General features: G+C 63.9%; 19 protein-coding genes. 4 read left to right on the forward strand and 15 right to left on the reverse strand.

Features of this window, described 5'->3' with window-relative positions; all coding sequences use genetic code 11:
* Positions 1–74 precede the first annotated feature (74 nt).
* The 8 genes from HNQ60_RS07605 to HNQ60_RS07640 form a co-directional block, all read right to left on the reverse strand.
* Positions 75–1,919, reverse strand: a complete 1,845-nt coding sequence (locus HNQ60_RS07605; protein WP_184331801.1) for a DEAD/DEAH box helicase — start codon at positions 1,917–1,919, stop codon at positions 75–77.
* A gap of 306 nt (positions 1,920–2,225) precedes the next feature.
* On the reverse strand, positions 2,226–2,978 hold the full coding sequence (locus HNQ60_RS07610; protein WP_184330445.1) for a M15 family metallopeptidase domain-containing protein: 753 nt from the start codon (positions 2,976–2,978) through the stop codon (positions 2,226–2,228).
* Between the two features lie 4 nt (positions 2,979–2,982).
* Positions 2,983–3,237: a DUF4342 domain-containing protein gene (locus HNQ60_RS07615; protein ID WP_184330446.1), complete on the reverse strand. Its 255-nt coding sequence runs from the start codon at positions 3,235–3,237 to the stop codon at positions 2,983–2,985.
* Between the two features lie 15 nt (positions 3,238–3,252).
* Positions 3,253–3,993, reverse strand: coding sequence for a LytR/AlgR family response regulator transcription factor (locus HNQ60_RS07620; RefSeq protein ID WP_184330447.1), 741 nt, complete (start codon positions 3,991–3,993; stop codon positions 3,253–3,255).
* A 10-nt stretch (positions 3,994–4,003) separates the two neighbouring features.
* The gene (locus HNQ60_RS07625; protein WP_184330448.1) at positions 4,004–5,032 is read right to left on the reverse strand and encodes a sensor histidine kinase; all 1,029 of its coding nucleotides are present in this window, start codon (positions 5,030–5,032) and stop codon (positions 4,004–4,006) included.
* Positions 5,033–5,219: 187 nt separating this feature from the next.
* Positions 5,220–5,942, reverse strand: a complete 723-nt coding sequence (locus HNQ60_RS07630) for a LiaF transmembrane domain-containing protein (RefSeq protein WP_184330449.1) — start codon at positions 5,940–5,942, stop codon at positions 5,220–5,222.
* On the reverse strand, positions 5,932–6,345 hold the full coding sequence (locus HNQ60_RS07635) for a LiaF transmembrane domain-containing protein (RefSeq protein WP_184330450.1): 414 nt from the start codon (positions 6,343–6,345) through the stop codon (positions 5,932–5,934). The genes HNQ60_RS07630 and HNQ60_RS07635 overlap by 11 nt, the downstream gene beginning before the upstream one ends.
* Before the next feature lie 116 nt (positions 6,346–6,461).
* Positions 6,462–8,690, reverse strand: coding sequence for a DUF6600 domain-containing protein (locus HNQ60_RS07640; protein WP_184330451.1), 2,229 nt, complete (start codon positions 8,688–8,690; stop codon positions 6,462–6,464).
* Positions 8,691–8,978: 288 nt separating this feature from the next.
* Here HNQ60_RS07640 and HNQ60_RS07645 point away from each other — a divergent pair, with 288 nt between their 5' ends.
* Positions 8,979–9,743 carry a hypothetical protein gene (locus tag HNQ60_RS07645; RefSeq protein ID WP_184330452.1) on the forward strand — a complete coding sequence of 255 codons (765 nt, stop codon included), beginning with the start codon at positions 8,979–8,981 and terminating at the stop codon, positions 9,741–9,743.
* Between the two features lie 11 nt (positions 9,744–9,754).
* On the opposite strand, the gene HNQ60_RS07650 is transcribed toward HNQ60_RS07645, so the two are convergent.
* The 3 genes from HNQ60_RS07650 to HNQ60_RS07660 form a co-directional block, all read right to left on the reverse strand.
* Positions 9,755–10,669, reverse strand: a complete 915-nt coding sequence (locus tag HNQ60_RS07650) for a recombination-associated protein RdgC (protein WP_184330453.1) — start codon at positions 10,667–10,669, stop codon at positions 9,755–9,757.
* A gap of 162 nt (positions 10,670–10,831) precedes the next feature.
* Complete coding sequence (locus tag HNQ60_RS07655; RefSeq protein WP_184330454.1) at positions 10,832–11,869, reverse strand: S-adenosylmethionine:tRNA ribosyltransferase-isomerase; 1,038 nt, start codon at positions 11,867–11,869, stop codon at positions 10,832–10,834.
* Complete coding sequence (locus HNQ60_RS07660; protein WP_184330455.1) at positions 11,869–12,606, reverse strand: SDR family NAD(P)-dependent oxidoreductase; 738 nt, start codon at positions 12,604–12,606, stop codon at positions 11,869–11,871. Before HNQ60_RS07660 ends, HNQ60_RS07655 begins: the two co-directional genes overlap by 1 nt.
* 103 nt (positions 12,607–12,709) lie before the next feature.
* Between HNQ60_RS07660 and HNQ60_RS07665 the strand changes: the two genes are divergently transcribed.
* Positions 12,710–13,279, forward strand: coding sequence for a helix-turn-helix transcriptional regulator (locus tag HNQ60_RS07665; protein ID WP_184330456.1), 570 nt, complete (start codon positions 12,710–12,712; stop codon positions 13,277–13,279).
* A 142-nt stretch (positions 13,280–13,421) separates the two neighbouring features.
* Here HNQ60_RS07665 and HNQ60_RS07670 read toward each other — a convergent pair whose 3' ends face one another.
* Together HNQ60_RS07670 and HNQ60_RS07675 are read right to left on the reverse strand one after the other, a co-directional pair.
* On the reverse strand, positions 13,422–14,423 hold the full coding sequence (locus HNQ60_RS07670) for an NADP-dependent oxidoreductase (RefSeq protein ID WP_184330457.1): 1,002 nt from the start codon (positions 14,421–14,423) through the stop codon (positions 13,422–13,424).
* Between the two features lie 97 nt (positions 14,424–14,520).
* Positions 14,521–15,105, reverse strand: a complete 585-nt coding sequence (locus HNQ60_RS07675; RefSeq protein ID WP_184330458.1) for a DUF3617 domain-containing protein — start codon at positions 15,103–15,105, stop codon at positions 14,521–14,523.
* A 187-nt stretch (positions 15,106–15,292) separates the two neighbouring features.
* Between HNQ60_RS07675 and ligD the strand changes: the two genes are divergently transcribed.
* The gene (ligD, locus tag HNQ60_RS07680) at positions 15,293–17,992 is read left to right on the forward strand and encodes a DNA ligase D (protein ID WP_184330459.1); all 2,700 of its coding nucleotides are present in this window, start codon (positions 15,293–15,295) and stop codon (positions 17,990–17,992) included.
* 130 nt (positions 17,993–18,122) lie between these two features.
* On the forward strand, positions 18,123–18,974 hold the full coding sequence (locus HNQ60_RS07685) for a CAP domain-containing protein (RefSeq protein WP_184330460.1): 852 nt from the start codon (positions 18,123–18,125) through the stop codon (positions 18,972–18,974).
* 109 nt (positions 18,975–19,083) lie between these two features.
* Here the strand turns inward: HNQ60_RS07685 and HNQ60_RS07690 are convergent, their stop codons facing one another.
* Positions 19,084–19,896 carry a hypothetical protein gene (locus HNQ60_RS07690; RefSeq protein ID WP_184330461.1) on the reverse strand — a complete coding sequence of 271 codons (813 nt, stop codon included), beginning with the start codon at positions 19,894–19,896 and terminating at the stop codon, positions 19,084–19,086.
* A gap of 92 nt (positions 19,897–19,988) precedes the next feature.
* On the reverse strand, positions 19,989–21,335 hold the full coding sequence (locus HNQ60_RS07695; RefSeq protein ID WP_184330462.1) for a S8 family serine peptidase: 1,347 nt from the start codon (positions 21,333–21,335) through the stop codon (positions 19,989–19,991).
* Between the last annotated feature and the right edge of the window lie 78 nt (positions 21,336–21,413).

Below are 21,413 nucleotides of genomic sequence, written 5' to 3' on the forward strand. Positions count from 1 at the left end.
AATAGCGCACCCCGCCGGGAGCGGTCAAGCGATGCCACTGAAGCTGAATGGTCGTTCAGCTCCGTGCCGGTCGATCAGCGTCGTGGCGGCTTGCCCTTCTTCTTGTGCTTGCCGGTGGGACGCTCTCTTTCGAGTCTCTGCGCCTGCGTGCGCAATGCGAGGCTGATCTGCAACTGCTGGCCCGCGACGCGGACCTTCTGCAGGCTGCGGAAAATCTCCTTCGGCATGCCGCCGGGAAGATCGACGAAGCTGTGATCGTCGCGAATCACGACGCGGCCGATAAAGCGACCTTCGAGGCCGGCCTCGTTCGCAATCGCGCCGACGATGTTGGCGGGCTTCACACCGTGGACCTCGCCGACTTCCACACGATACGTCTGCAGCGCCTCGTCGTCATCGCGACGCTTGCGATCCTTGCGCTCGTGCGGTTCGAATTCGCGACGAGGTGCTTCCGGTGACCATTCGCGCTTGCTGCTCTGATCCTCCTTCTGACGAGACTCGCTGCGGGGTCGAGCTTCGCGCGCCTTCGGCTCAGCGCCGTCCAACTCTCGCTCGACGGACTTCGACTCGCGGGGCTTGGCATCCCGAGTCTTCGTATCCCGGAGCTTGCCCTCTCGCTGTGCCGGAGCACTCTCGTCCTTCGAACGACCGCGCGGTGAGTCGAGCAGGAGAGGCGTCTTGCCTTGAGCCATGCTGGCCAGCGCGGCCGCGATCTCGACGGCGGGTACGTTGTGTGTCTGTTCGTAACGCTCGATCAAGCTGCGATACGCATCCGCCTCGCCGGCGGCCAGCGCATCGGTGATTCGCTGGTTGAAGCGATTGACGCGCTGCTCGTTCACATCCTCGACAGTCGGCAGTTCCATCTGAGTGATGGCCTGCCGCGTGGCGCGCTCGATCACTCGCAGCATGTTCCGTTCGCGTGGCGCGATGAAGAGAATCGCGTCGCCGCTGCGGCCCGCGCGGCCCGTGCGACCGATGCGATGAACGTAGGACTCCGGATCGTAAGGCACATCGAAATTCACGACGTGACTCACGCGATCCACATCGAGACCGCGCGCCGCAACGTCCGTGGCCACGACGATGTCGATCTGGCCGGCCTTCAATCGCGCGATCGTGCGCTCACGCAGGTTCTGCGGGATGTCGCCGTTGAGCGGTTCAACCGCGAAACCGCGCGCTTCGAGACGTTCAGCGAGCTCAGTCGTGGCCTGCTTGGTGCGAGCAAAGACGATCATCGCATCGAACGTCTCTGCTTCCAGGATGCGCGTCAACGCATCGAGCTTGTGCATGCCGCTCACCATCCAGAACCGCTGGCGGATGCTGCTCGCGGTGCTGGTCTTGCTGCGGATCGTGACTTCAGCGGGCTTGCGCAGATGATTCTGCGCGATGCGGCGAACCTCCGCCGGCATGGTCGCGGAGAACAGCGCGATCTGCCGCGACTCGGGTGCCTGGCCGAGAATCCACTCGACGTCGTCGATGAAGCCCATGCGCAGCATCTCGTCGGCTTCATCGAGCACGAAGTAGCGCACGGCATTCAGCTTCAACGTACCGCGCTTCAGGTGATCCATCACACGACCGGGCGTTCCGACCACGACGTGCACGCCGCGACGCAGGCTCTGCAGCTGCGGTGTGTAACTCTGGCCGCCGTAGATCGGCATCACGTGAAAGCCTTTGAGATGCGTCGCATAACGCTGGAAGGCTTCCGCGACCTGAATCGCGAGTTCGCGTGTCGGCACGAGCACGAGCGCCTGCGGTTCACGCGAGTCGATGTCGATCTTCGACAGGATCGGCAGTGCGAACGCCGCCGTCTTGCCGGTCCCGGTCTGAGCCTGTCCGACGACGTCGACACCCGAAAGGATGTGGGGAATCGTCGCTGCCTGAATCGGCGAAGGCTGCTCGTAGCCGACATCGTTCAGCGCGGCCATCACCGGCTCGGCTAGTGAAAGGTCGCTGAAACTGATGGCGGCGCCATCGCTGGAGGAGGGAGTAGACACGGAAACCTCGGGAAATCGCGGGGCGGGAAGGAACGGGACAAAGCCCGCGGCAGAGGGCCGTTCCTTAAGGGGGCGGCGATTCTAGCCGTTTGGCCACTGTTTTTCCCAACTACGGCAAATACCTGCGGCTGCGGAGCTGGATTTCAGCCCGTCACCCCCGCGAAAGCGGGGGTCCATCCTGGAGCGACGGAATGGATTCCCGCGTTCGCGGGAATGATGAGGGGCGTACCTGAGAGCCTAGGGCTGGTACTCGAAATGCCACGGCTCATTGGGCATTTTGAGCGGCCCCACGAACTTCGTACTCGCGCCTCTTACCGCCCTCTCCAGCTTGCGGCCCCAGCCCTGCCCGACCCAGATGGGCCCGATGTCGCCGGTATCGGCACCGGCGACAACCCTGTTTCCCTGGTGGACCTGGAAGTCGATCGCGCGAGCACGGCCATGCAGCGAGAGCCCGGGAGCCGCCAGCGGCGGCGGTCGCTCCGGGACCCAGTCGTGCAGGAAATCCCGCAGCAGATTGCGGTTGGCTGGCGATGCCTTGGCCAGCCGGCTGCAGGCGGCACGCTCGAGATCGGCAGCAATCACGCCGACGGATTCGTTGCTGTTCCAGCGTTCGATCTGCACATCCAGGCTGCGCACATCCGTGTTCGCGTAAAGCTGATAGCCCGGGTTGTCCTTCTCGAACCTGGCGCGGATCTGCTCGATCTCCGCGAGCAGCGCGCGATACTCGGTGGACTCACGATAGTTGTCGATCTGCGCCTGCGTCCAGCTCCAGCGAGTCGCAATGGAATTTGCCGCACGCAGATATGATCGAAGCGCGAGCAACCGGCGACCGGTGCCTTCGATCCTGTCCACCGTCTGCAATATGTTCGGGTCCTGGGACTGCGCGAGCCGATCGATCTGCGCATCGACCCGCGACTGACTCACGCAGGCGGTCTCGCCGCTCGCGGCACTGGCGGCGATGACGAGCAGGATGCCCGCCAGCCATCTCATCGACTTACACCGAGGGCGCGTCTTTCTCGATCACGATCGTGCCGCGAAGCACGAGCGCGGCAATCGCACCCAGCGCAGCGAGCTGCGGCGCGAGCAGAGTACCGACGACGCCGACCGTAAGCGGCATGTCGACGATGACCCGCCCCTCTTCGTTCTTCACGATGAGCCGGCGCACGTTGCCGGCGTGAAGAATCTCCTTCACTTTGCCGAGCAGCGCATCGCCGCTGAACTGGAATTCTTCAGACTTGGTGTCGGGCATGGGAACCTCCGGCGCTCAACCAATCAACTCCTTCAACTTCGCGTGCCCCGTTCTCGACATCGGCAGCTTCTTGCCGTCGGCGAGAATCGCAAGCCAGCTGTCCTTGCCGTACAGATCAATGCGTGCGAGCCGCTCGATGTTCAAGATGAAGGAGCGATGGATTCGCACGAAACGCGAGGGATCGAGCTGCGCTTCGATGTCGCTCATCGTCTGCTGCTTGCGCAGGTGCCTGTCACCCGACGCGAACGACAGGTAGTCATCCTGGGCTTCGATGTAGTCGATTTTCTCTACGGGCAGCACGTGGACGCGTCCCTCGTGACGGATCAGCACGCGCTCGAGTGTCTTGCCTGGCGGGCGTGCAGCGGCGGCGAGTTCCGTTGGTGAGGGCTGCGGTGCGCGAGTGCGCAGACGTTCGGCTGCGCGCTCGACAGCGTCCTTGAGACGCGGCGGCTCGACGGGCTTCAGCAGGTAGTCGACGGCGTGAACCTCGAAGGCGCGCAATGCGTACTCGTCGAAGGCAGTACTGAAGATCACCGACGGCGCGCGATCGCCCAGCAATTCCAGCACTTCGAACCCGGACAGCTTGGGCATCTGGATATCGAGAAAGATCAGGTCCGGGTTCAGCTCTTCGCAGAGCTTCACTGCTTCGAACCCATTCGCCGCCTGACCAATGACTTCGACATCCGCCAGCTTGGACAGATGCTCGATCAGCAGCGACCGCGCCAGCGTCTCATCGTCAACCACCAGAACTCGCACGACTGACTCCTCAACTTGTGGCTGCCGCGGCCGGCAGCAGGATGGACACGCGGAAATGCTCTTCGCCCGCGTCGACATCGACGCTGGCGCGATGACCGCACAGCGTCTCTACGCGCGATCGTACATTGACGAGGCCCACGCCGGTGCTCCTCGAAGGCGGCCGATCCGGATCGCACGGATTCTCGACGACCAGTTCCACGAAGTTGTCGCGACGCCGCGCCCGAACGATCACCTCACCGCCTTCGAGCAGGTGCGCGACGCCGTGATGGACCGCATTCTCGACGAGGGGCTGCAACATGAGCGGCGGCACGGAAACCATCCGTACATCGTCTGCGATATCGAAGTTGGCGCGCAGTCGTTCCCCGAAGCGGACCCGCTCGATCGCGAGGAAGGTTTCGGCGAGCGATATCTCGTCCGCAAGCGAAATCGCCTTCTCACGGCCCAGGGTCAGGCTCTTGCGGAAGAACTGCGCCATCAGAAAGCACATGTGGCGCGCGGCTACGGTGTCGTTGCCGATCAGCGCCGCAACAGAATTGAGGCTGTTGAAGAGAAAGTGCGGATCGAGTTGCGCGCGCAGCGACTTGAGCTCGGCTTCACGCTGCAGCACCTGCGATTCGAGCGCACGGCGCTCGGCTTCGCGCGAACGCTGGAACGCCCAGAGCAGATAGTGACCGAGAACCGCCAGGGTGATTGCAATGCCGCCCGCGAAGACCATCAGCGGCAATGCGGCGAAGGCGCCGTCCGGATACGTTTCTCCGGCAGGCAGCAGGAACTGCGCCCATCCGTAAGCGATGCCAAGCCAGATCGACAGGGAGATGATGCCGGCGGCGAGCCAGAGCAATGCCATCCTCATCGGCGGCGTCCTATCCGGCGGCAGCAGCTGCACGAGGTACCAGAACGACAGCGACTGCAATCCCAGCAGGACCGCGAGCGGCACGGAGAACATCAACGACCAGTTCGCCGGCGCATTCCCGCCAAAGAACATGACGCCCGACAGCAGCAGCCCGAAGGCGATCCACACCCCCAGATAACCGAGCATCCGGGTCCGACTGGTAAGAATGGGGTGCATTGACGGAGAAGCGGTTGGCGGTTAGCGGTTGGCGGTTAGCAAGAGCCGGAGAGGGACCCGGAGCGGTGGCAGGCTGGCGAAAGAACGTTCAGCAAGGCCAGATCAGAAATCATGCGCGTCTCCCTTCTCGCTAACCGCCAACCGCCAACCGCTCCTCCTAATTCTTTACCTCGATCCCGCTCATCACGACGAACCCCGTGATGACCAGGTTCTTGGTGGGCACCGTGCTGGTCGGGCGGCGCTTGTCGACGAAGCCGCCCATGAGCGTGGCTACTTTGCTCGTGACCGTCCAATCCGGTGGGACGTAGATTTCCATGCCGCCCCAGAAGGCAAAGACTTCAATGGTCGCGGTGTCGCCTTCCATGCGTGCGTCCGTGAGATCGAGCTTGATGCCGGCCATCACGGCGCTGAGGTCGGCGCCCCGGAACGGGCGTGAGACGGGGCGCAGCTCCGTGCCGGACATCACCGCGAAAGACCGGACGAATTCGGAGTGTTCCTCGCCCGGGTGCAGGTCGGGAATCTCCGCGGGCTTGCCGTGAAACGCGCGCCACACCAGCGTGCTGCCGAGGGCGAGCAGGGCGAGCGGGAAAGCGAGCTGCCAGAAGTTGAGATCGACCCAGCCGATCTTGTCGGCGAAGACCCAGATGCCGACGCCGATGAAGACCCAGCCCCAGCGGTTGCTGCGCTTGTTGGTCTTCTGCATGACCATGCTCGAACCGACGAGCACGAAGATCAGCGGCCAGAAGAGACGGAAGGCCTGGCGGGTATCGATCCAGCCGAGATTGCCGGCGAGGAAGATCGCACCGAGCGCGATGATCCACAGGCCGACCAGCAGCCTCATCGAGAACAACGGATCGCGGCGCGGTGTTTCATCTTTCATGCGACACCCGATCGTTGTTCCCGTTCTTCGGGCCGGGCTCGCTGCCGTCGTCGCGAATGCAGAGCATCTCGGGGCCCGAGCCGATGATCATGTCGAGCCCATAGGCGATGACGAAAACGGGCCAGGCCGTGAACCAGCCGAGGCCGAAGAAATCGGTGATGCTGATCTGACAGTAGACGCCGGTCGCGAGCAGCCAGATGCCGCCGCTGCGATTGAGATGCCGGCTGGGTGCGACGACGGCGACGAGGCCGGGCACGATGAGGGCAACGGGCCAGTAGTCCCAGACAGCGATCGGCAGATTCCAGCCGAGGTTCAGGGCCAGCAGCAGCCCGCCGAGCACCACGAGCACGATGCCCATGGCGAGTGGCGAGCGGCGCCGGTAGCGGGGTTCATTCGGGCTCATTCAAAAGGTCTCCGGGCAGGCAGTCTGCTCCATGGGAGACACCTTACGAGCGGCGGCCCACCCCCGCCAGCAAACACCGGCAAACAGCCGGGCCGTACCGGTGAACCCGGTCCGGGCTACTGGGGCCGGAAGTTGGGGCGGTCGCGGTTGCCGGACTGGGAACGGCTGCTGTCGCCCGACCGGTTGCTGTTGCCCTGGTTGTTGTTCGACTGGCTGGGCTGCGGACGGGCGGCAGGCGGGGGATTGCTTCGCTCGATGCGCGGCTGCTGCGGCTGCGATCGTGGCTGCTCGGAGCGAGGCTGTTCGTATCGGGGCTGCGGCCGGGGTTGTTCAACCCTCGGTTGTGGCGATCGCGGCTGTTCGAAGCGCGGCTGCTGTTCCACGCGCTCTGGACGAGCCTGCTGTTGCGAGTTCGACCAGTTTCGTTGAGAGCGGTCTTCGCGCTGACGGGCTGCCTGATCCCTGAATACATCACGCGCATCCGGCACGCGCTCGGGCTGGCGCTCGAGACGATTCTCCGGCCGGTTCTGCGGACGGATCGACTCCTCATCCTGGCCGCCGCGCTGCAACCGCTGCTCTGCGTTGCCCCGCCACGATGGCTGCTGCGTCTGGCGATTGCCCGCATCGTTCTGCTGCTGCAGCGAATTCACGGGCGGTGCACTGCGATCCCGCTGGCGATCCTGCACCCACGACGGACGATCCGAGACCGAGCGCTCACGCGTCGACCGCGAAGACGCAGGAGCAGCCGGAGTGCGATCCGACGTCACCGCCTGCGAGCGATCCGGCCCGCCTCGCGATCGCCAGTTGTCCTGACTGCGCTCGGATTCGTGCTGATCGTGGCTGCGTGTAGCGTCCTTCGGCGGAGGATTGGCGTTGCCCGTCACCAGCTGCGAGCGGCCGATCGGCCTGCCGCCATTCGCTTCGATGGCGCGCTGTTCCGCATCGAACGGAATGCGCTGATTGAGGCCGCCGCGCGGACGCGGCGCCACGAGATCACGTGCTGTCTGATTCGGTCGATCCGGGATGCGACCCAGCGTGCGCGATGCGAAAACGCTGTCGCGATTCGGAGCGAGCGCCGGCGGACGCGAATCGTGATGCCAGCGCCGCAGATCTGACTGATCCACGCGGGTCCAGTGATTGTCGATGGGACGTCCGCCCATGAAGCGGTCGCGATCGACGATCGTCACGGCGCGCCCATCGCGACCGTACATATAGTCGAAGTTTCGCGGCCGGCCGTTGTAGAAATTGTTGATGTACGTGTTGTTGACGATGACCGTGTTCGACACGTTCACGTTGTTGAAGTAGCGGCGCGAGTAGCGATACCCCGGCACGTACACTTCGCGCGGCCCGAGGGGGAACCAGCCGACGCCGCTGCCGAAACCCACTGCAACGCTCACACCGGGGCTGCCGGCCCATGCAACGAGCGCAGGCGCATAGACGGGACGGATATGACGCGGACCCGGTACCCAGCACCAGCGGGATCGAACGTACGCCCAGCGACCGTAGTGAAACGGCGCGAACCCCCAGGGGGAATTGTCGACCCAGCTCCAGCCCCACGGCGACACCCAGACCCAGCGGCCGTAGCGATACGGCGCCCAGCCCGAGACGACGTAGGTCGGCTGCCACACGTAGCCGTAGCTCGGCTCGTTGACCCAGTAACCATGACGATCGAGATCTTCGTAGCCGACGACTTCGTTCGACACGTAGCGCGTCGACACCGGATTCTCGCTGATGCGATTGCGATCGTTGGCCCAGTCTTCGAACGCTGTGCGCGGACCCAGCGGCTCGATGCGCGCGGAGATCTCACTGGTGCCGTCGAACACGCCCTCTTCGCTCGTGTCGACACGCCAGGTCTTCGAACCGGCATTCACTTCCGCACCGCCGTTGCGGGTGCGCACGATCGTCTGATCACCCGCGCCGCTCGCTTCGATGCGGTATTCGCCGGGATGCAGGACTTCGACGACGCAGTTCGGCGTATCGATTTCGATGCGCTCGCTGTCGCCGCGGCGAAGCAGACGAATGTTGGCCGACCCTTCGGTCACCTCGAGGTGCAGCACATCGTCGTCGAGATCGACGATCGACACGCCGGTGTTTTCATCGAGATGGACGGTGGCGGAACCGACCTGCAACTCCGCGCGTCCGCCTTTGTCCACCCACACCCGGTCGCCGTTCGTGAGCGGACGATTCAACACGGCTTCGGCCCATTCTTCGGTACCGGCGGGTGCAAGCGAAACGTCGCCTTCCGTGTAGCTCAGGCGCGCGACTCGTCCGGGCGGATCCGCGACCTCTTCGGCCGTGGCCACCCCCGCGAGGCAGAGCAGACTGATGAGCAACAGGCTACGCATGATTCACCGTACGTTGAAACACCGTTCGATCAGTGACCAGTCAACGCCCTGCGGGCGTACCAAGTTCGAGGGCATCATCGATCCGCGCGGGTGAACTCAGAGTGAACGATTTCCGCTGCTAAACTGAACGGCGCCATGAATACCAGACCCATTCTCCGCGAACTCGCCGGAGTCGTCCTGATTCTGATGTCAGTCGGCGGATGCGGATCCCAACCTGAACGACCCAAGGAAGGCGCCCCCCAGCGTTCCACCAGTTCCGCGGTCCCGGACGCGCTGCTGGCTGACGCTATGCGGCGACATAATCAGGATCCGGCCCAGTCGCTCGCTTTGGTCGCCGAGGCGGCTGCCAAAGCGCCGAGCCGGCCCGATATCTTGTGGCTGTATGTGCAGCTCTGCGCGCGGGCGACGGGCTGCGAGCCCGAGGAAGCCGAGGCACGCCTGCGCAAGCTCGACCCCGACAATGCAGCGGCATGGCTCGGTGCGTTCACACGCACGCATGCGCGTCGCGATGTCGCGGCACAGAATGAAATTCTCGACGCGATGAGTCGTAAAGCGCGCTTTGATATCTACTGGAATTCGCTGGTATCGAAGATCACGCGCGCCGTCGGCCCCGCGCCTGTCCCTGAAACGTCACTGACCGAGCCGCTGACGACGACCATGAACGCAGTCATCGGCTGGCTCTCGGGCATTGCGTTGCCGAGTTTCGCACCCCTCGGCGACACATGCCTGAAGACGACGAATCCCGCGACGGCCGAGCGCTGCCGCGGCATCGCGAAAGCGCTGATGCAAGGCGACAGCATGATCGCGGGCGGCATGGGAATCAGCATCATGGAAAAAGTTGCGCAGCCCGCGAGCGAAGAGGCGATGGCGATGGTCACGCATCGCACCCGGTCCGCCTACCAGCTCGAAACCGCGGGCGCGATCGTCTCGGCACAAGTCGAACAGGACAAGTTCACCCGCGAAATGCTCGAGCTGATGAGCACGCTGCGCCGCGAGCAGGATGTCTATATTGCGATCATCCGGTGGGCGGGGAAGCCGCTGGAGCCGCAATAAGCGCCAGTCCTCTAGGCTGCCTTCTTCTCCTGCTGCGGCTCGCCGCCCAGCGCTTCTCTCAGGTCGCTTAGCATCTGCGTCAGCTCGCCCGTCATCAGCAGGAAATCGATGTCGAACTGTTCTTCCGGCGACACGGTTTCGTCGTCGGACTTCTCCTTGACCATCTCCAGGAACTCGACGCGCTTCACCTGCAGCTTGTCGGTAAGAACGAACGCGATGCGATCGCTCCACGTCAGGCCGAGCCGCGTCGGGTATTTGCCCGACGAAAGATGCGCCTGGATTTCCTTGGTCTCGAGCGGGTGACGCACGTAGCGAACAGTAGCCTTGGTCTTGTCGGCGGTCTGCAGTTCGAGATCCTGGTCGATCACGAAACGCAGCGGCGCGTCGCCCAGCGAAAGCCACGCACCCATCGAGGCATGGGGAACGAGCTGAGTCTCGAGGAACTGCACGGGCAGGCTGCCGAGCGTGTCGCGCAACGTTTCGACGAGTTCGTCGGCGCGCGCGCCGCCTGCAGCATCGACCACGAACCAGCCATTGGCCGGATCGATCCACGCGCGCGTGATGCGGCGACGCGATAGTGCGCGAGCACGCAGCTCTTCGGTCACTCGGTCCTTCAACTCGCGCATCTGCCGGCGCCCGACAGGGAATCCCTGCTGCTCCGCCAGCTCCGCGGCGCGCTCGTTCGTCACCTGCTTGATGATCGACGACGGCAGCAGCTTCTGCTCGACGCCGAGCGCGATCAGATGCTGACCGTTCGTCGTGTGCACGTAGCGCTGCGCCGGGCTCGAATGCACCCAGCCACGGCTGAACATCTCGAAACTGTTCGGCGCCTGCAGCGGACGATTGGAGAGGCGGCTCTCCAGTTCCACGGTGGGAATGGACCAGCCTTCAGGCAGGCGATAGATGATGAGATTCTTGAACCACATGGGGAGCTCGAGGCCGCGCAAAGCGCCGGAGTATACGGACTCGAAGCGGATAGCGGATAGCGGATGGTGACTGGACGGAGCGATCGCGCGGATGCTCTCAGGCGAATCAGTCACATGCGCGCTGACGAGAATGAAAAGCCTGAATTGACGCCGGAGTGGTTGCTATCCGGCTCTTTTTGCGAGCAGCACCGAATCCCCGAACTCGTGTGTCCGGAAATCCTCGCGATTCAGCGCTTCGTCCATCCGCGTGAGCGTGTCCGGTCCGGCGAACGCATGCAGCAGTTCATGATGACTCGTCCGCGGCTCATGCGTGCCGCTGAGGATCGTGTCCACGACACGCAGGCGGGTCGCAGTTGCGATTCGTTGATCGGCCATCGCGAGGCCTGGACGAATGCTCTCGCGTCCGCCGATCGCATGCTCGAGCGCGCGGACTACCGTAGTACCCACCGCGATGATGCGGCGCTTTCGAGTGAGCGCGCGATTGATCGCCGTCGCCGCGGTGAACGAAATTTCGTACGGTTCGTCGAACGGCAGGCGCGCATCCAGTGATGCATCGCCTGTCGAAGAAATGCCGGCGGCATGAGTAATCGTCGTGAACTCGATGCCGCGATGGCGCATCGCTGCCAGCAACTGCCAATCCAGAACGAATCCCGCGGACGGCGGTTCGTACGCAACCGGCATGCCCGCGATGGGCGTCCAGACATCCCACAACTCGAGTGGCTGCGAAACATGTGCGTACTGAATCGGCCGACCGTGTGCTGCGAGACCTGCCCAAAGCGCCGCGGGCGATCCGAAACGAATCGCCAGCAGTCGCGGATGGTCGAGCACTGCTTCGACATGGGCAGTCAGCGGCCCGAGCTCGAGCACATCGCCGACATCAAAGTGCGGCGGCGCTGCACGATGTTCGGTGCGCGTCCTGTAGTCGCCAGCCCCGAAGGCAACAGCGATGAATCGATGCAGGTCCTCACTCGCCAGCGAGCGCCGGCCGGCAAGCCGGAGCTCGATCGGCGATCGCGTCGGCGCATGCACTCCCTGCAGGCTTGCCGGCATCGTTGCTGCATCGTTGGCAACGACGAGATCACCCGCTTCGAGCAGGTCGATCAAGCCGGCCCTCGGCAGAACACGCATTCGACCGAGCTCATCGACATGCAGGAGCTTCGCGCCGAGCGGCCGTTGAATCGGCGCAGTCGCTGCCAGCATCAGGCAACTCCAGCCAGCTGACGCTCGGAGCTCGGCAGCAAGTCGACGACCGCCGCGATCACTTCGCGCGCCGACTCGTGCGGCGACTTGAGTTCGGCGCGATTCGCTTCGGGCACTGCGAGTGCGTGCAGCGGCGTATCCATGTCGCCGGGATCGAGCGCGAGGAATCGAACTCCTTCCGCTGCCAGCTCCTCGTTCCAGATGCGCGTCATGTGCGCCAGTGCCGCCTTGCTCGCACCGTAAGCACCCCAACGCGCATAGGCATTCACAGCGGCATCGCTCGAGATGTTGATCACTATCGCACCGCGCCCCTGGCGTGCCGATGCAGCAAGCGCACCGAGCACTGCGCGCGTCAGCCGGAATGGTCCGAGCACGTTCGTATCGAGTGCGCGCACGAAATCTTCGCATTCGGTGTCAGCAAGCAATGCGAGCGGCGTCGGCCCGAGGTCAGATGCATTGTTGATGAGGACGTCGAGCCCGCCGAGCGGCCCCAGCACCTGGAACGCGATGCGATGGATGTCCTGCTTCACGGAAACGTCGCCGACGATGCCGTGCGCACCGGGATGCAGACGCTCGACTTCGGCGACGCGCGTGCGAGTGCGAGCGACGAATGCAATCTGTGCTCCGCGCCGACTGAGCTCATCAACGAGCGCGGCGCCGAGCCCTGAAGTGCCGCCGGTGACGGCGACTCGCAGACCGCGGATCGGATCGTTGCCGGGTTGCTGCCCCTGAGTCATGTGTGGTCTCCTGTTCGATGAATCGATCATAGAGACCGTCGCCCGCCTGCCAACGGCGATGTCCGACGCATTGACGGAAGGTCACGATAATGGACACGCCCTGATGGACACCCCCGGCCAAGTCGTGTCGCACCTGTCGCGCAATCTGCTGGCGCTGCGACACGTACGCAATCTCACCCAGGAAGCGCTGGCGAAGACGGCCGGCGTACCGCGGTCGACCATTGCCAACCTCGAGTCCGGCAACGGCAATCCCTCGCTGACTGTGCTGCTCAAGGTGTCGAACGCACTCGAGGTGCCGCTCGATGAGCTCCTGGCCTCGCCGCGAGCGAAGGTTCGCAAATGGGAGAAGAGCGAGCTCGCATCGCAAAGCGCGGGCCGCGGCATCACGATCCGTTCGCTGATCACTGAGCGGATGCCGGAGGAATTGCTCAACGTCATGGAGTTCGCGCCCGGCGGTTCGATGCGCGGGTCGCCGCACCTCCCCGGCACACGTGAGTACTTCACCTGTCTCGGCGGGGAAGTGACGATCTTCGTCGCAGGCGAGCGCTACGATCTCGCCGCCGGCGACGTGCTCGCATTCCCTGGCAACCTGCCCCACTCGTACCGCAACCCCGACACACATCGTCCGGCTCACGGCGTGTCGGCGGTCATCCTGGCTCGGTCGGGAGTTTGAGGAGAAGAGCGGAGTTTCACACGGAGCTCACGGAGTTCACGGAGCCGAGATCTGAAGGCCAAGTCAGGCAGGCTCGGGCATCAGTCGATCGAATTTTTTTCCTTCCTCCGTGTACTCCGTGAACTCCGTGTGAAACTCCCAATCAAGAAACCTTGAGAACGAGCTTGCCGGTGTTCTCGCCCTTGAACAGCTTGAGCAGCGTTTCGGGGAAGGTCTCGATGCCGGTGACGACGTCTTCGCGGGATTTCAGTTGGCCGGCTTTCAGCCAGCCGCCCATTTCACGCATTGCTTCGGGATAGCGGTCCGCGTAGTCGAACACGACCATGCCCTTCATGCTCGCGCGATTGACCAGCAGCGACATGTAGTTCGAAGGGCCTTTCACGCCGCTCGTGCTGTTGTATTGCGATATGGCGCCGCAGATGACGATGCGTGCGTTGCGGGCAAGCTGCGTGAGCACTGCATCGAGGATGTCGCCGCCGACGTTGTCGAAGTAGACGTCGACGCCTTTCGGGCAATGCTGGCGGAGCGACTTCTTCACGTCTTCCGACTTGTAATCGACGGCACCATCGAAGCCGAGGTCGTTGACGAGGTAGTCGCACTTCTCTCGGCCGCCCGCAATGCCGACGACGCGACAGCCTTTGATCTTAGCGATCTGTCCGACGACCGTTCCGACAGCTCCGGCGGCTCCAGACACAACAACGGTCTCGCCCGGCTTTGGCTGGCCGATGTCGAGCAATCCGAAATAGGCAGTGAATCCCGGCATTCCGAGCGTGCCGAGATACGTGGGCAGCGGCGCGAGCGATGGGTCGACTTTCGTGAGCGCCTTGCCGTCGAGCGTCGCGTACTCCTGGATACCCAGCGTGCCGTAGACGTGATCACCCGTTTTGAAGCCTGCGTGCTTCGATGCGACGACCTCGCCGACGCCGCCGGCGCGCATCACTTCGCCGATCTGCACCGGCGGGATGTACGACTTGCCTTCGTTCATCCACCCGCGCATCGCGGGATCGAGGGAAAGATAGAGCGTGCGTACGAGAACCTCGTTGTCGCCCGGCTGGCGGACGGGCTCCTCGACGTAATTCCAGTCGGTGCGCTTGGGGGTGCCGACGGGTCGGGCGGCGAGACGGAACTGATGATTGGTCGTCATGGCGATGCTCCCCTGTTTTCCAGGGGAGCATATGCCATTTGTGGAACCCGGTCTGCGAGCACGGCGTGCGCCCGCAGGGCAGACATCGGTGTTCGAGCTATTCCTCTTCTTCCTCGTCGTCCGCCGGCTCTTCGTCCTGGTCCACGTCGCCTTCGTCCTCATCGCCGCAATCCGCGCTGACCCAGCGGCCGCTCAGCGTGCCCTTCATGGTGAAGGTTTCGGTGCCGTCGCTCATCTTGATGTCGAGCGTGCCATTCATCGTCTCGGGCGTCGGCGCCTGGATCTTCAGCACACCGGTGCCCTTGTAGTCGCCCTCACACACCAGCCGCGCTTCCTGCGAAGTGCGGGTCGTGTTCACGATCGTCTGTTTGCAGTCCTTCGTATTGGACGACGCGAACGGATTCTCCAGGTCCTTTGCCGTGATGCAGTCGCGGGACGTTTCGCGAATCGGACCCTTCGCCGCTTCAGCGGCCAGGTCGGCGCGCATCTTCGCGAGCTGCTCCGGTGTCAGTTTTTGTCTGAGCTCCTTCGGGACCGGCATGCCGCTGAACTGCAGGGACGACTTGGTCTCCCAAAGGCCGGTTTTCACGTTCAGCTTTTCGGCGCTGGACACCAGCGCCGGCGCCAGCACGCAGGCGAACGCGACGATCAGTAAGTTGCGAGTCATGAACGATCGAGTCATGGACGATCTCCGAGGGACAGTGAATGCATTCAACATTGTCGTCGAGGCTGCGCTGCCGTTCATGCGCCGATAGAGCCACGGGGAATACCCGATCGCGAAACTGCGCACCGGCGGCCAGGAACGCCCGATCCAAGACACGCGTTCCTCTTTCCATCTAGCGTAATCGGACCGCAAACCGGAGCAGGCCATGGCCACCCGCAATCGCAAGCTGTCGACCTATCGCGCCAAACGCGACTTTTCGAGGACTGCGGAGCCTAGCGGGGAACGACCGGTAAAAAAATCGCGGCAATTGCGATTTGTGATCCAGAAACATGCCGCCCGCCGGCTCCACTACGACCTGCGGCTCGAGCTCGGGGGCGTCTTCAAGTCCTGGGCGGTCACCCGCGGCCCGTCCGTCGACCCGAGGGACAAGCGACTGGCGGTGGAAGTCGAGGATCATCCGCTCGACTACGGCGATTTCGAAGGGAGGATTCCCGCCGGCCAGTACGGGGGCGGCATTGTGCAGATGTGGGATCGCGGCTACTGGACACCGCAAGGCGATCTCGATGCCCAAGCACAACTGAAGAAAGGCGACCTGAAGTTCTCGCTCGAAGGCGAACGTCTCCACGGGAGCTGGGTGCTCGTGCGGATGCGCAACGATCGCACCGGCGGCAAACGCACCAACTGGCTGCTCATCAAGCATCGCGATCAGTTCGCGCGCGAAGGCGCCGCAGCCGAGAAGCTGCTGGCGGAAGATCGTTCAGTAGCCTCCGGCCGCAGGATGGCCCAGATCGAGGCTGGCAAGGGCGCTGCGCCGAAGGCCTTCATGACCGGGAAAGGCAGAGCGAAGGCGGATGCGGTGTGGCGATCCAGCCGCGATGACACCGCGCCAGAACCAGCGAAGCGCAAAGCGGCCCGCAAGTCAGCGTCGCGATCGACGGCCCGAATGCCGCGGTTCATCGAGCCGCAGCTGTGCAAGCTCGTGGAGCGGCCACCGAACGATGCTAGCTGGGCGCACGAGGTCAAGTTCGACGGTTATCGATTGCAGCTGCGGATCCAGGATGGCGAAGCTGAACTGCGCACCCGCAAAGGTCTCGATTGGACCCACAAGTTTCCGCGGATCGCCGCGGCAGCTGCTTCGTTGCCGGACAGCATCATCGATGGAGAAGTCGCCGCGCTGGACGACAGCGGTTCGCCGGACTTTGCGGCGCTGCAGGCGGCACTATCCGACGGCGACACGGCCGACCTCATCTTCTTCGCTTTCGATCTGCTGTTCGCGGAGGGCGGGAACCTGCAGTGGCAACCGCTTCGCGATCGCAAGGCCCGACTGAAAACCCTGCTCGCCGACCAGAAGAAGGGCAGCCTGCTGCGCTACGTGGATCACTTTCAGACCGCGGGCGACGCGGTGCTCCAGTCCGCATGTCGAATGAACCTCGAGGGGATCATTTCGAAGCGACTCGATGCGCCCTATCGTTCGGGCCGTTCCGGCGACTGGACGAAATCGAAATGCCGCGCGGGTCATGAAGTCGTCATCGGCGGATGGACGCACGAAGCGGGACACTTGCGTTCGCTGCTCGTTGGCGTGCATCGCGGACGGCACCTCGTTCATGTCGGACGCGTCGGTACAGGTTTCGGCGGCAACAAGCTGCGGCAGTTGATGCCGCGTTTGAAAGCACTGAAAAGCAAAGTGAGTCCGTTCGGCGGCGACAACGCCCCGCGCGATGCACACGACATTCAGTGGGTGAAGCCGGATCTCGTGGCCGAAATCGAGTTCGCGGGCTGGACCGGCTCCGGCAACGTGCGGCAGGCGGCATTCAAGGGATTGCGCGCCGACAAACCTGCCGCGGAAGTCGAAGCCGAGAAACCCGCACCGGCCGAATCGACAGCCGTGGCGAAGCCCGCGCGAACTCGCCGCGGTGGCGGCAAGCGATCTGCCAGTGCCCGGTCCACAGCGGCCGGCCCGCCCACGGTCATGGGCGTTTCGATCTCGAGCCCGGACAAGCCGCTCTGGCCCGATGCGGGCGACGGCAGTCCGGCGACCAAACTCGACCTTGCGCAATACTTCGAAGCGGTCGGCGAATCGATGCTGCCGCACATCGAGGGCCGACCTTGTTCGATCCTTCGCGCACCCGACGGCATCGGCGACCAGATCTTCTTTCAGCGCCACGCGATGCCCGGGACGTCGAACCTGCTGACGCTCACGAAGATCGAAGGCGACAGCAAACCGTATCTGCAGATCGATCGCGTCGAGGCATTGATCGCAGTCGCGCAGACGGCGGGTATCGAGCTGCATCCATGGAACTGCCGACGCGGCTCGCCCGAAGTGCCCGGTCGCCTCGTGTTCGACCTGGATCCGGGTCCCGACGTCGAGTTCAGCGCGGTCGTCATGGCCGCCCGCGAACTGCATGATCGCCTCGAAGCGCTCGGCCTCGTTGCCTTCTGCAAGACCACGGGCGGCAAGGGCCTGCACGTCGTGACGCCGCTCGACAGCGACGGCAAGAAGGCGGTGACCTGGGCACAGGCGAAGGCATTCGCACAAGCTGTATGCGGACAGATGGCGGCGGACAGCCCTGATCGCTATCTCATCAACATGTCGAAGAAACTGCGCGGGGGAAAGATCTTCCTCGACTATCTGCGCAATGACCGAATGGCGACCGCCGTCGCACCGTTCTCGCCACGGGCGCGAGCAGGCGCAGCGGTATCGATGCCGATCGCGTGGACGCAGGTCAAGAGCGGGCTCGATCCCATGCGATACACGATCCGCTCAGCACCCGCGCTCATCCGCAAGAGCACGGCATGGGATGGCTACGACGAGGGCGCGAGACCGCTCATGCCCGCGATCAAGGAGATCATGGGGTCGGCGAAGACGCGGACGCGGGAAGCGAAGCACACTGGAGCACGCGTTTAGGCGGGCTTCAGGGACAACGTGTAACTTACCTCCATGTCATTGCCGCGCAAGCGGGAATCCATCCGGACAAAGACATGGATTCCCGCTTGCGCGGGAATGACGGATACCACGACTCACGACCGATGCCCTCATGCCACTCTTCGCGACACGACACATTCGCCTTCGCACACTCGCCGCCCTCTCGCTGTTCCTGGCGACCGCGAGCGCGAACGCCGCGCTCGTCGACGACGTCAACGACATCCGCATCAAGGGTTGCCGCAGCCGAGCAACACTGGCCCCACTGACGTCGAGCCGCGATCTGGACGCCGTCGCCAAGGAATGGGCCAAAGGGGGTCGGCTGAGCGACGCTCTGGAACGAACTGGCTACCGCGCGTTGAGTTCGGCATCGATGCGCATCGAAGGTGCGCCGAATCAACGCGCGATGCTCGCGGCGCTGGCCAAGAACTACTGCGACACATTGACGAATCCCGAATTCACGACAATTGGTGTTTCGCAGAAGTTTGCGGACGTCCACATCGTCATAGCTCTCCCCTTCAAAGCACCCACCACGCGCGACGCCGGAGCGATCGCCGCCGAGGTGCTCAGGTTGGTCAACGTCGCGCGCGGCCAGCCGCGACGATGCGGCAGCAAGAGCTTCGCTGCAGTGCCTCCGCTCACGGCATCGGCGATGCTTGATCGCACGGCATTGATCCACGCGCAGGATATGGCGGCGAAGAATTTCTTCGAACACCAGGGATCGGATGGACGCACCGTCGCCGCTCGTGCCACTCGCGTCGGCTACAACTGGCGCAGCATCGGAGAGAACATCGCCGCCGGCCCAACGACCGCGGAGATCGTCGTGAATGGCTGGCTGAACAGTCCCGGGCATTGCGCGAACATCATGGGCCAGACATTCACCGAGATGGGCATCGCGTTCGCCACCAGCTCGAAAAGTGATGCGGGTATTTACTGGGCCCAGGTGTTGGGCAGCCCGAGAATCTAGGAAGAAGATCTCCACGGGGGACACGGGGATCACGGGGGGAGAAGGTATCGATACAGAGACATCTTCCGCCCCCGTGGAACCCCGTGTTCCCGTGGAAATTCCGGCCGCTCTAGCGCTGCGCCGACGCTGACGCGGCGCCGTTGGCATCTGCACCTGCCTGCAACGCGATGCCATCGCGCGAGGCCTTCGCATTGCCATTCGCGGAACCACTGCCCTCGCCGCTCAGCGCCGCGGTCGGCAACGCGGGAGTGGAGCTGCTTTCACTCGGCGCGCTTTCGCTCGAGTTGCTGCCGAGTGCACTGGTGAGCGAACTTGCCGGGGGCGTCGATTCGCCCGAAGCAGTCGATGGCGTCGTCGCCAGATTTCCCAACATCGAACCCGACGACTGCGCGTTGCCACCGAGGAGTGCCGGAGCCGGCTCCATCGGAGTCGTGTTGGGTGTCGTGCTGTTCGCGGTGGAACCGAGCAGCGACTGAGTTGTGCCGGCATTGCCCGACGCCGCCTGCGTTGCGTTCGCGCCGGTCGAAGAGAGGGAACCCGCGGCGTTGGCAGCCGCATCGAGCTGACCGGTCGCGTTGACCTGCTTGGCCTGATCCGCAGCACCGCGTGCGGCGCTCGTTGCACCCTGAGCTGCGGAGCGTGTGCGCGTTCCGGTTTCCTGCAGCGACGAACGCGTGCGATCACGCGTGTTGCGCAACGAGCCGCCGACTTCATCCGTCGTGCGACGCAATCCGCCGGCGCGCAACTCGCCACCGATCGAGCCCATGCCGTTGCCTTGCGTCATCATGCCCATGTCCCGCATTCCGCCGGACAACGTGCCACCCAGGCCGCCCGTGAGATTGCCGCCCAGGCCCTGGGCATTCACCGACGCAGCCGCCATCACCGCCGCCATTGCCACACCGATACGGATCGAAGTTTTCATATGTCCTCCTCTGACCGCAGCCAATCTGCAGCCTTTGTAGAGAGGACGACCGGGAATTGGGATTTCTTCCCGGAGGATGAAGATTTTTCTCGTCACTCCCGCGAACGCGGAAGTCCACCTGGAGAAGCGGGATGGATTCCCGCTTTCGCGGGAATGCCAGATTTGGCGAGACTCGCCGGCATCCGCAACTGCGCCCCCACCAGGCCCTTTCCATAAATCCGGTCCTGGCCTTTCGATCCGAGATCGAGCGCATGACTCGCCAGCAACGCGATTGCGCTCGATGCCTTCGACACATCCGGTTCGTTGATCCGGGTGGCCAACAGCCCGGCGACGATCGGCGCCGCGAATGACGTGCCTCTCACGACAACGTATGCCTGCGCGAGCGTTGCCGCCGACATCTCCGCGCCCGGCGCGGCAAAAGCGACATGAGTTCCGCGACAGGCTTCGACGAGCACGCGATTGCGCGCATCGACTCCCGTGACACCGATCACACCCGGATAGGCGGCCGGATAGAGCGGTGGCGAACTCGGCCCATCATTCCCGACGGCCGCGACGATGACATGTCCGCGAGCAACGACGACGCGCACTACGCCTTCGAGAATCCGATTGGCGGGCCCGACCAGACTCACATTGATCACTGGAACGCGTTCGCGAGCCATCCAGGCGAATGCATCGACGACTGCATCGACCGCGCCGCCCGATGCCTGCCCGCAATAAACGTCGGCGCTGTAGAGCAACGCGTTCGGCGCGGCCCCATGAAAATCTCCCGCGGAGCCGACGAGCAGCGACGCGACCGCTGTTCCGTGCGCAGTGGGAATCGGCGCACTGCAACCATGTTGCTGAATGCTCGTTCCATTGAAGGCGGGATGCGCACCCTCCACGCCGCCATCGATGAGTCCGACCCGAATCCCGGCAGTGGGGGCCGTCGATGCAGCTTGAGCCGCAGTCGGCGCCGTTCCGGTGACTTCACCGCTCTCGAAATACAGATGATTGAAGTCGTAGGTGCCCTGCGGATCGATGCGCTGCAGATCACGGATTGCACGGCGAGTCGACACGCCCTCCGGCGCGCGCAGGATGACGACTTCGACATCGAGACCTTCGAGCACTCTTCGACGCGCGATCTCGAAACCTCGACCTTGCGCCTGCCGCAGAGCATCTTCCGTTGGCGACAACGCCGCAATCTCACTGCGGACTATCGGCGCACCCCGCGGATCGGCCTCGACGACGTCCCGGTTTCGCCGCAGCAGGTCACGCACTCGCAACTGGCGCAGTCGCTCAGGGTCGGCCAGCTCGAGCGTGCGATTCAGCGTGCCATCGACGTTGAGCGGCGTCTCTACGGGCAACTGCGGCAGCTGCACCTGAGGGAGGACCTGCGCGTGCACGAAACCCGGCAGCCCGGCCACGACGATCGCGGCCAGGACCCCTCTGCCCAACTTCATGAGAGATGCTTTCCGGCGCATACGACTCACTATACGCACGAGACCCGGGATTTCTTCCCGGGCCGCTTTCGATTTCGT

Origin of the sequence: Povalibacter uvarum (assembly GCF_014202975.1) — a bacterium.
Taxonomy (GTDB): Bacteria; Pseudomonadota; Gammaproteobacteria; order Steroidobacterales; family Steroidobacteraceae; genus Steroidobacter; species Steroidobacter uvarum.

What these genes read in the sequence shown, in the direction of transcription:
- HNQ60_RS07605 (WP_184331801.1), bottom strand. Translation starts at nt 1,919, where the DNA reads ATGGCCGCGCTGAACGATGTCGGCTACGAGCAGCCTTCGCCGATTCAG.
- HNQ60_RS07610 (WP_184330445.1), bottom strand. Translation starts at nt 2,978, where the DNA reads ATGAGATGGCTGGCGGGCATCCTGCTCGTCATCGCCGCCAGTGCCGCG.
- HNQ60_RS07615 (WP_184330446.1), bottom strand. Translation starts at nt 3,237, where the DNA reads ATGCCCGACACCAAGTCTGAAGAATTCCAGTTCAGCGGCGATGCGCTG.
- HNQ60_RS07625 (WP_184330448.1), bottom strand. Translation starts at nt 5,032, where the DNA reads ATGCTCGGTTATCTGGGGGTGTGGATCGCCTTCGGGCTGCTGCTGTCG.
- HNQ60_RS07630 (WP_184330449.1), bottom strand. Translation starts at nt 5,942, where the DNA reads ATGAAAGATGAAACACCGCGCCGCGATCCGTTGTTCTCGATGAGGCTG.
- HNQ60_RS07635 (WP_184330450.1), bottom strand. Translation starts at nt 6,345, where the DNA reads ATGAGCCCGAATGAACCCCGCTACCGGCGCCGCTCGCCACTCGCCATG.
- HNQ60_RS07640 (WP_184330451.1), bottom strand. Translation starts at nt 8,690, where the DNA reads ATGCGTAGCCTGTTGCTCATCAGTCTGCTCTGCCTCGCGGGGGTGGCC.
- HNQ60_RS07645 (WP_184330452.1), top strand. Translation starts at nt 8,979, where the DNA reads ATGCGGCGACATAATCAGGATCCGGCCCAGTCGCTCGCTTTGGTCGCC.
- HNQ60_RS07650 (WP_184330453.1), bottom strand. Translation starts at nt 10,669, where the DNA reads ATGTGGTTCAAGAATCTCATCATCTATCGCCTGCCTGAAGGCTGGTCC.
- HNQ60_RS07655 (WP_184330454.1), bottom strand. Translation starts at nt 11,869, where the DNA reads ATGCTGGCAGCGACTGCGCCGATTCAACGGCCGCTCGGCGCGAAGCTC.
- HNQ60_RS07660 (WP_184330455.1), bottom strand. Translation starts at nt 12,606, where the DNA reads ATGACTCAGGGGCAGCAACCCGGCAACGATCCGATCCGCGGTCTGCGA.
- HNQ60_RS07665 (WP_184330456.1), top strand. Translation starts at nt 12,710, where the DNA reads ATGGACACCCCCGGCCAAGTCGTGTCGCACCTGTCGCGCAATCTGCTG.
- HNQ60_RS07670 (WP_184330457.1), bottom strand. Translation starts at nt 14,423, where the DNA reads ATGACGACCAATCATCAGTTCCGTCTCGCCGCCCGACCCGTCGGCACC.
- HNQ60_RS07675 (WP_184330458.1), bottom strand. Translation starts at nt 15,105, where the DNA reads ATGACTCGATCGTTCATGACTCGCAACTTACTGATCGTCGCGTTCGCC.
- ligD (WP_184330459.1), top strand. Translation starts at nt 15,293, where the DNA reads ATGGCCACCCGCAATCGCAAGCTGTCGACCTATCGCGCCAAACGCGAC.
- HNQ60_RS07685 (WP_184330460.1), top strand. Translation starts at nt 18,123, where the DNA reads ATGCCACTCTTCGCGACACGACACATTCGCCTTCGCACACTCGCCGCC.
- HNQ60_RS07690 (WP_184330461.1), bottom strand. Translation starts at nt 19,896, where the DNA reads ATGAAAACTTCGATCCGTATCGGTGTGGCAATGGCGGCGGTGATGGCG.
- HNQ60_RS07695 (WP_184330462.1), bottom strand. Translation starts at nt 21,335, where the DNA reads ATGAAGTTGGGCAGAGGGGTCCTGGCCGCGATCGTCGTGGCCGGGCTG.